Annotated in this window: 5 protein-coding genes and 3 pseudogenes; 2 read left to right on the top strand and 6 right to left on the bottom strand. The window is 57.9% G+C overall.

From position 1 onward, the window contains the following. Window positions 1-452: 452 nt before the first annotated feature. The 6 genes and pseudogenes from SOP95_RS24570 to SOP95_RS32255 all read right to left on the bottom strand — a co-directional run bounded on the left by SOP95_RS24570 (window position 453) and on the right by SOP95_RS32255 (window position 5,809). Entirely contained in the window at window positions 453-1,124 is a 672-nt protein-coding gene (locus SOP95_RS24570) for a class I SAM-dependent methyltransferase (RefSeq protein ID WP_323608639.1), read from the bottom strand. A gap of 286 nt (window positions 1,125-1,410) precedes the next feature. Then, window positions 1,411-1,671, bottom strand: coding sequence for a hypothetical protein (locus SOP95_RS32270; RefSeq protein ID WP_442967764.1), 261 nt, complete (start codon window positions 1,669-1,671; stop codon window positions 1,411-1,413). Between the two features lie 89 nt (window positions 1,672-1,760). Continuing rightward, window positions 1,761-1,989 (bottom strand): annotated as a pseudogene (locus SOP95_RS32265) (methyl-accepting chemotaxis protein); the annotation flags it as partial. A gap of 566 nt (window positions 1,990-2,555) precedes the next feature. Then, window positions 2,556-2,976: pseudogene (locus SOP95_RS32260) on the bottom strand (PAS domain-containing protein); the annotation flags it as partial. A 177-nt stretch (window positions 2,977-3,153) separates the two neighbouring features. Then, window positions 3,154-4,644, bottom strand: a complete 1,491-nt coding sequence (gene proS, locus SOP95_RS24560) for a proline--tRNA ligase (RefSeq protein WP_323608636.1) — start codon at window positions 4,642-4,644, stop codon at window positions 3,154-3,156. Window positions 4,645-5,143: 499 nt separating this feature from the next. Continuing rightward, window positions 5,144-5,809: pseudogene (locus SOP95_RS32255) on the bottom strand (LysR family transcriptional regulator). Here SOP95_RS32255 and SOP95_RS24545 point away from each other — a divergent pair. Both SOP95_RS24545 and SOP95_RS24540 read left to right on the top strand, forming a co-directional pair. Continuing rightward, window positions 5,779-6,132, top strand: a complete 354-nt coding sequence (locus SOP95_RS24545; RefSeq protein WP_323608634.1) for a hypothetical protein — start codon at window positions 5,779-5,781, stop codon at window positions 6,130-6,132. The pseudogene SOP95_RS32255 and the gene SOP95_RS24545 overlap by 31 nt on opposite strands. A gap of 120 nt (window positions 6,133-6,252) precedes the next feature. Next, entirely contained in the window at window positions 6,253-8,418 is a 2,166-nt protein-coding gene (locus SOP95_RS24540) for a methyl-accepting chemotaxis protein (protein ID WP_323608633.1), read from the top strand. The last annotated feature ends 73 nt before the right edge of the window (window positions 8,419-8,491 follow it).

The following is an 8,491-nucleotide window of genomic DNA, read 5'->3' as shown; positions in this document are numbered from 1 at the left end:
AAGCCAGCTCCTACAGGATTTTCGGGTCCATGTTGAATTTGTGGAGTGACACACCTCTGTAGGAGCCGGCTTGCTGGCGATGCGATGGTGGCCGTGATGCCGCCATCGCTGGCAAGCCAGCTCCTACAGGATTTGCGGGTCCATGTTGAATTTGTGGTCACACACCTCTGTAGGAGCCGGCTTGCTGGCGATGCGATGGTGGCCGTGATGCCGCCATCGCTGGCAAGCTCCTACAGGATTTGCGGGTCCATGTTGAATTTGTGGAGGGACACACCTCTGTAGGAGCCGGCTTGCTGGCGATGCGATGGTGGCCGTGATGCCGCCATCGCTGGCCAGCTCCTACAGGATTTGCGGGTCCATGTTGAATTTGTGGAGTCACACACCTCTGTAGGAGCCGGCTTGCTGGCGATGCGATGGTGGCCGTGATGCCGCCATCGCTGGCAAGCCAGCTCCTACAGCCGCGACTCGGCCACTAACAACAATGACTGCGGCACGGGACTTTGCGGGTGCTGTGGCTCCTGAAGGCCGGCCAGCCGAAAACCGGCCATGTCCAGCGCATTGATCCAACTGGACAAGGTTCGCAAGTACCACGGCATGGGTTGCCACTGCCCGTCGAATCCACTGAACGTCTCTTCCCGCCAGCCATCCTGATAGTCGCCCGCGGCCACGGTCCATGGATGCAGCGTCTGGATCACCAGCGCGCCGTCGGGGGCGAGCAGGGCGTCCATGGCCGCGAGCAAGGGGATGATGTCCTGGTGCAGCAAGGCAAAATTGGCGCAGATCAGGTTGTAGTCGCGGCCAACATCCACTCTCGCCTCCACCAGTTGTTCATAGCTGGCCAGATGCACCGGTGAAGAACCCGCCGCCCGCGCCGCCTCGACCAGCGTCTCATCGCCATCCACACCGACCGCCTCGATGCCACGTTCCGCCAGCGCTCGCAACAGCCAGCCCTCGCCACAGCCGAGGTCGAGCACGCGCTCTGGCTGGCGGCCCAGTATTGCCAGCAGGATTGCCTGGTCCGTGACCTTGAGACGGCTTTCTATGGCGCCGCTGCGGATGGCTTCGATCCAGGCGTGGGCGTTGTGGTTCCAGCTCTGGAGGAGGGTGGATTCGTCGGCGGGCATTTCGATGTCCGGAGTGGTTGGCTGCATACAAGCATAGTGTCTCTACGCCTGATTGGGACAATGCGCCCTGTGCGTTGTCGAATGGAGTGACAAGCGAAGGTGGGTAATCTGGAAGTTGGCACACCCTCGTTTCGCAATCCCGTTCAGATTGAGAGGTGGACTGATGAACAGCATTATTTACATCGTTGGGCTGGTGGTGGTCGTCGTGGTCGTCCTGTCGTTCCTTGGATTTGCATAGTCCTGTGCACCAGCGACGGGCTGAGCCAGCCCGCCGCTGAACTGACGGTTATCGGTTAAAACGCTCCGCCAGGCTGTGCAGATACTCGGCCATCTCTTCAAGGTCCTGACTGATCGCCGCACCTTGCTTGGCCTGTCCGGCACTGTGATCGCACAGCTGCGCAATGCGCGTGATCTGTTGATTGATGTCTTCAGTCACGTGACTTTGCTCTTCCGACGCCGATGCCATCTGCTGGCTCATGTCGGTAATCCGACTGACGGCCTGGCTGATGCCGACGAGGGCAGCCTGCACCGCCTCGACACGCTGCATGCTTTCTCGGGAAATCTGCTCACCGCGTGTGGCCGTCGAAACTGCGCGATCAGCTCCTTCGTGCTACGAAGCAATGATGCCGTGGATCTGTTCGGTGGAGGTGCGGGTGCGCTGGGCGAGGGATCGCACCTCGTCGGCCACTACGGCAAACCCGCGACCTTGCTCTCCGGCCCGCGCCGCCTCGATCGCCGCATTCAGCGCCAGCAGGTTGGTCTGTTCGGCAATGGACGTAATCACGTCGACGACGCTGCCGATCGATTGCGTCTCGCTCGCCAACGCGTTGACCGCCTGGCCGATTTCATTGACGGCCGCGTTCATGGCCTCCATGGCGCGCAGACTTTGCCCGGCCAATTCGCTGCCGTCCCTCGTCAACTGGTTAGCCTCCGAGGCGGCATGGGCGGTATTGATGACGTTCTGCGTCACTTCCTGGTTGGTAGCAGCCATTTGCGAGATCGCGGCGGCGGACTGATCCGTTTCGTTGCGCTGACGATCGAGCGATTGCGCCTGCAAACCCGACAGCTCGGACGATTGTGCCGCCTTGGCCTTGACACTGACCCCGGCATCGACGAGCCGGCTCAAGGCTGTCTGCAAACGGGCTTCCTCACTGAGCATGGCCATGTCCAGTTGACCCTGGGGACCATGGTTGTCGCTGTAGGTGAGGGCGACCAACCGATCGGAAAATGCTTTCGGATGTTCGGCCAGGGTACGTCTTATGGCGCTGCGTTGTCGGGACTCGATCAGGTACCAGGCAATCCCCAGGCTCACCACCAGCACGCCCTGGGCCGACGCTTTTGGCAGCCACTGATCAGCCAGCAGCGAAACCGCGCCTGCCACCAGCAATGGCCAACCGTGCTGCACTGGCCGGAAAATCCGCGCACTCAGCGCGACGATCGGCTTGCCCGCACGCATCCTTGCATAGAGCGCTGATGCCCGACGCACCTGATCGCGGGTGGGCACCGAGCGAACCGACTCGTAACCACTCATGCGGCCGTTTTCATAGATAGGCGTGACGTAGGCACTGACCCAATAGAAATCACCATTTTTCGCCCGGTTTTTCACAATCCCCATCCAGGGTTTGCCTTGCTTGATGGTGTGCCACATATGAATGAACACCCCGGGCGGCATATCAGGGTGCCGGACCAGGTTATGGGTCTGGCCGACCAGTTCGTCGTAGGTGAAACCGCTGATGTCGACAAACGCGTCATTGCAGTAAGTGATTCGACTATCAAGGTCGGTGGTGGAGATCAGGCGTTGTTCGGCGGGAAACAGTCTTTCATGGTCGGTTACGGGCAAATTCACGCGCATTAAGGGCGATCCCTGGTCGGATTATTATTATGGTGTGGAGCATGTAAATCAGAGGAATACGCGACCTGTTCTACGCGGATTTCGTGGTCGGCGACCCTGCATTCGGCGACAGTTTCTTTTCATTTGGTGACAAGTGCAGGAAAATCCCAGCCGTGCCTGGAAGTTGGTGATCAAGGATCAATATGACTTCGCATACAGTGCCCAAGTTTTGGTGAGCTGACCTGTAAATAAGCAGGTGGCCGCAACCTTAGGTTGAGCGAGTGGAATGCATCGCACGGTTACACCCAGTTCGCTGATGACTTTCTCAACTTTTTCGTCATCGACGAAGGGGGCGAGTACGAATGTATTGAGTTTGTCCTTGCGTTTGAAGGCTTGTTTGAAGTCGTCAAGCGTCGTGGCTGTTTTGGTGTTGTTCGACAGCTTTTTTCTGGCACTTTCCAGCATGCCTGACTGAATAGTTTGCAGGATTTTTGGCAAGTCTTTAACAAAGCTGCTCATCTCTACGTTCAACGTTTTCTTGCTGTTGTCTCTGCAGGAATAAGAAACCGTGCTCTGCTCCAGTTCCTTTATTCCGACTTCGACCCGGACAGGCACGCCGCGCTTGATGTGATACCACTTTTTTTCGCCGCCATTCATGTCCCGTTTATCAACGCTGACACGCAGGTTTTGTCCCTTCAGTCTTTTCCGGGAGATCTGCTTTTGCAACTTATCGCAATAAGCATGGATGGCTTCGGCATCCTGTCCACTGCGTACGATCGGAACAATGATGACCTGCATCGGTGCCACCAGCGGTGGGATCACCAAGCCATCGTCATCGCCATGGGCCATGATCATGGCACCAATCAAACGCGTGGAAACGCCCCACGATGTGGTCCAGGCGAGTTCTTTTACCCCTTCCTTGTTAACAAAGCGGATGTCTGATGCCTGGGCAAAATTTTGTCCGAGGAAATGTGAAGTGCCTGCTTGCAAGGCCTTACCGTCCTGCATCATTGCCTCGATGGTATAAGTGCTCACGGCGCCTGGGAAACGTTCCCATGAGCACTTTTCACCCTTGATTATTGGTATCGCCAGGTGCTCGACAGTAAACCGCTCATAGATATCCAGCATCTTCAGCGTCTCGCCCAAGGCCTCTTCACTGGAGGCGTGAACGGTGTGGCCTTCTTGCCACAGGAACTCCGAGGTACGCAGGAAGATCCTTGGACGCATCTCCCAGCGCAAGACGTTGGCCCACTGGTTGATTAGTAACGGCAGATCCCGATAACTTTGCACCCATCGTGAAAAGGAAGCCCCGATCACCGTTTCGCTGGTAGGCCTGATGATCAAAGGCTCTTCCAGTTCGCCAGCGGGAGTGAGCGTTCCATCTGCATTCTGTTCCAGGCGGTGATGGGTTACGACTGCGCACTCTTTGGCAAATCCATCGACATGTTCTGCTTCTTTTTGAAGAAAGGATAATGGGATCAAAAGTGGGAAATAAGCGTTTACATGGCCTGTGTCTTTGAATTTTTGATCAAGCTCTCGTTGCATCTGCTCCCATATGCCATAGCCCCAGGGACGGATGACCATGCAACCTCTAACGGGCGAGTTTTCAGCCAGCTCAGAATGGCTGATGACTTGTTGATACCATTCAGAGAAGTTTTCACTTCTTGTAGGTGCTATGGCGTTTTTCATAGTTCCCCCGTCTTGAAAGGACTGCGTGTGATTTTGAAATGGTGTCATGGAACTGCATGTATATTTTTTGCGGATTGAAACTTCAAGAGCTCACATTTTTTGTTGCACTTTTCGGAAAATTCTTTCAGACATGTCTGGTTTTTTCTAAGGATGTTTCCTTTTTTTGGCGCGACGCTTGAGCATCCTTAGGCTTTGCTTGGGGGGCTCGGAACTAGTTGGAATCGGTCATGCCAGCACATATCGGTGTCGATCGAGGGCATATGCAAAGACAGAGGGAGGATGTAAGTGGTCGGCCAAGTTCTGCGTAGCCAGCAATCCGCCTGCCAATAGGTTCGTGGCGTTTTTTGCCGAGATTCAACAAACGCCCCGACATCCTGTAGGAGCTTCACCGCAGGATGCGATCTTTTGATCTTGCTTCTAAAAACATGATCAAAAGATCGCAGCCTCGTTTCACTCGGCAGCTCCAGGGTGGCGGCGGCAGCCGGGCGTTCGTGTCAGCTCAGGACACGTCGCGGGAATAGAGTTCGTCAAGCACCTGCATCAGCGCGCGCTTGCGCGGATTTTCCAGGCCGGTCCAGGCCACTCCAATGCCCGCGCCGCTCATGGCCAGCGCCAGTGGCCGGGGCACGACGCCGGCTGTCAGCGCCGAGGCGGCGCCGCTTGGCAGGATGCCCACGCCGAGGCCAGCGGCGACCAACGCCAACTAGGTGAACTCGCCCATCTCCCGGGCGATCTTCAGGGTGATCTTGCGTCGATGAAAACCCGCCAGCATCTGGTCATACAAACCGGGCGCGAATTTGCGCGCCAGTACCATCACCTGGCATTCCGCCAGATCCAGAGGCTGTATACGTCGCTTGGCGCACAGCGGATGGTCTTGCGGCAACGCCACCACCAGCGATTCCTCGAAGAGCAGGCGCGTGTGCACGCCAGGCACATTCAAGGGCAGGCGCACCAGGCCAAAATCCAGCGCCTCAGGCAGGAACAGCGCGCCTTCGTCGGTCAACTCGACCCCGTGCCGGTCACGCTCGAACAACTGCGCGCCGACATCTTCCTCCTAGGGACGTATCTGCGCACTCAAGGCCGGCTGGACGATGTGCAGGCGCGCGGCTTGACCAGCGTCGTCTAACTCTCGCGATGGGCACCCACATTCCTCAATCCCTGCCAACCCTCTGCGGCTCGATCATGGGCTCGCTGTTTTCGCTCTCGGCAAAGATCCATAACGCCGCGTATGCGGCCCTGGGCCTGGACTACTCCTTTGTCTGTTTTGGCGTCGAAGATCCGGGTGCCGCCGTGGCGGCCATTCGCGCCTTGGGCGTGCGTGGCATGAACGTCTCCATGCCTTACAAAACGCTGGTCACCCTGTACACAACGTTCAACACCCCGGAAACCCTCAACCGCGACCTCGACGAACCCCGCGATGCCTGGGAAATAGCCAACGCCGCAACGGCGATCCCTGTGCAGTCCAGAACCCGCACGCGCACGGCGTGAGATGAACCGGCCAGGGAGCCAGTACCTTCTTGCCTGCGAGATGAATTGATTAGTGTGCTTACGACTTGGCCTGGTATTTGCTGTCCAATTGCCATCTCAATGTCGCAGTGGATTAAGTGGATGTCGCTATCAAGTCATTTCATGCCGTTGTCCGCAAGCGAGAAGCGCTGGCTACCCTGGTTCGGCAAGACCGGAAAACTCTCGATGGGCTGGTCGTGCTGGCTCAATCGATCGGCATACCCGGTGATCGAACAAACCTTCGAGGCTATCGCTGAAACCCGGGTGCAGTTGCTGCAGAACTGGACGCGGGAACAGTGGGAGCACCTGGCGGAACTGGCGGATAACCTCGGTCGTGATTTCGCCAACCTCGACAGCACTGCGCTAACGGACAAGCTCGACCAGGCCGCAGATTTTTCCGAGTTATTTGTCGTTGATGCCAGCGGCCAGGTCATCGTGTCGACCTGGAGTCGCCGCGGCAAAACCCGGCTCGAGCACACCCGCGCATTGGCCGAAGGCTTGAAAGCGCCGTTCCTCCATGGTCCTTACAGCGATCCGTTGACCTTGCCAATCGGCCCCTCGTCTTCGCGCTTCCACGACGAAGTCACGCTGATGTTCTATCAGCCCCTGCGCGTCAATGGAAAAGTCCTGGGCTGCCTCTGCGGGCGCGTGCCCAACGATGTGTTGGGCGATCTCATCCAGCGCGAGGCCGGGCACATTTTTGCCGAGTCGGGCGACAACTATCTGTTCATGGCGCAATCGCGTTTTGATCCGGCCATCGAGCCCGGAACCGCCTTGTCACGTTCGCGTTTCGAGGACGGCACCTTCAGCCACGGCGAGAACCTCAAAAGCGGTGTACACACCCCCTGGAAGACCGTGCAGATCCAGCGCCACACCGAACTGGAGCTGCGCTTCACCGACCCGGCGACCCAGCAACTGCACCCGGGCGTACGCGAGACCATTCGTGCCGGCTCCAACCTGTTCGTGACTTACCCCGGTTACTCGGACTACCGGCACATTCCGGTAGTCGGCAAGGGCGTGACCTTCCAGCTGCCAGGCTCACCTGATCGCTGGGGCATGATGTGCGAGGCCGACCTGGAGGAGGTCTACCGCCGGCGCTCGCTCAGCCACGGCCTGATGAAACCCTACGTCGCGACCATGACCGGACTCTTTGCCAGCAATTTCCTGGCCCAGCATTACAGCGGCCTGGGCCAGGGCGTGATCGATAGTGTCGAGGTCTTGAGCATGTTGTGTGCGACGCTGCTGTTCAGCCGGCTCGGGCCCAAGCGTCTCGCGGCAAGGCTCAACGAGATGACGAGCGTGATCAGGACCATCGCCGAAGGCGAGGGCAACCTGCGTCAGCGTCTGGACATCAAGCGCATGGCCAACGATGAGACCGGTGATATGGGACGCTGGATCAACAGTTTCATCGATAACCTGGACTCGGTGGTCGGGCAAGTGGTGAAGGCCAGCAGCAACGTCGGCACCACCAACCTGATGATGCTGGGCCGCAGCCAGGAAGCCGGTGTCACTTCCACCGAGGTGGCCGAAGCGGTGCATCGGATGATGATCATCGTCGAAGACCAATTGGGCGAGATCCAGCAGGCCTCGGCCAGCGCTGAACAAATGAAACAGGCGATGGACGAAGTGGTCACCCGCGCCCGCGAGCAATTTCTCGCCGTGCAGGAAGGGACGCAGTCCATTCGCGATGTCGTCGAGCGTTCTTCTTCTAGCGTGCAGTTGCTCGATAGCAGAATGACCGAGATCGGCAAGATCACCGGCCTGATCAGCGACATCACCAACCAGACCAATCTGCTGGCGCTCAATGCCGCCATCGAGGCCGCACGAGCGGGTGAACACGGGCGAGGTTTCGCGGTGGTTGCCGACGAGGTCCGCAGCCTGGCCTCACGCACGTCACGGGCGGCCGACGATATTCGGCACATGGTCGAAGGCTTGCAGAAAGAAACGCAAAAAGCCGTCAGCTTCATGGAGGAGGGCGTCAAGGACGTCGATAACAGCCTGCGCCTGGCCGAAGATGCCTCCTCGGAAAACGTGCAGCTGCATCAGGCTGTAGAAAGCATGTTCGCGATCATTCAGCAGCTCAACAGGCGCAGCCTCGACTGCGGCAAGACGATCAGCAAGGTCGATCACTGCTCCACGCAAATGCGCCAGACCGTGGTGGTGCTGCAGAACAGTGCGGAAACGGTGCGGCTCAATGCCAACAAGCTGCAGAAACTGGTGGGGCAATTCGAGGTGAGCAGTAATACCGAGCGAGTGGCCGCCGCATGAGCCATTTGATATAGCTTGAAACGAGGTTTTTATTCCACAAAACAAGTACTAACGAATTTTATATTGCGTTTTA

The sequence above is a fragment of the Pseudomonas sp. YuFO8 genome (assembly GCF_035065025.1).
GTDB classification, from domain to species: Bacteria; Pseudomonadota; Gammaproteobacteria; order Pseudomonadales; family Pseudomonadaceae; genus Aquipseudomonas; species Aquipseudomonas putida_AE.
Note: the sequence above shows the minus strand (reverse complement) of the source record. Positions and strands in the feature narration are given on the sequence as shown.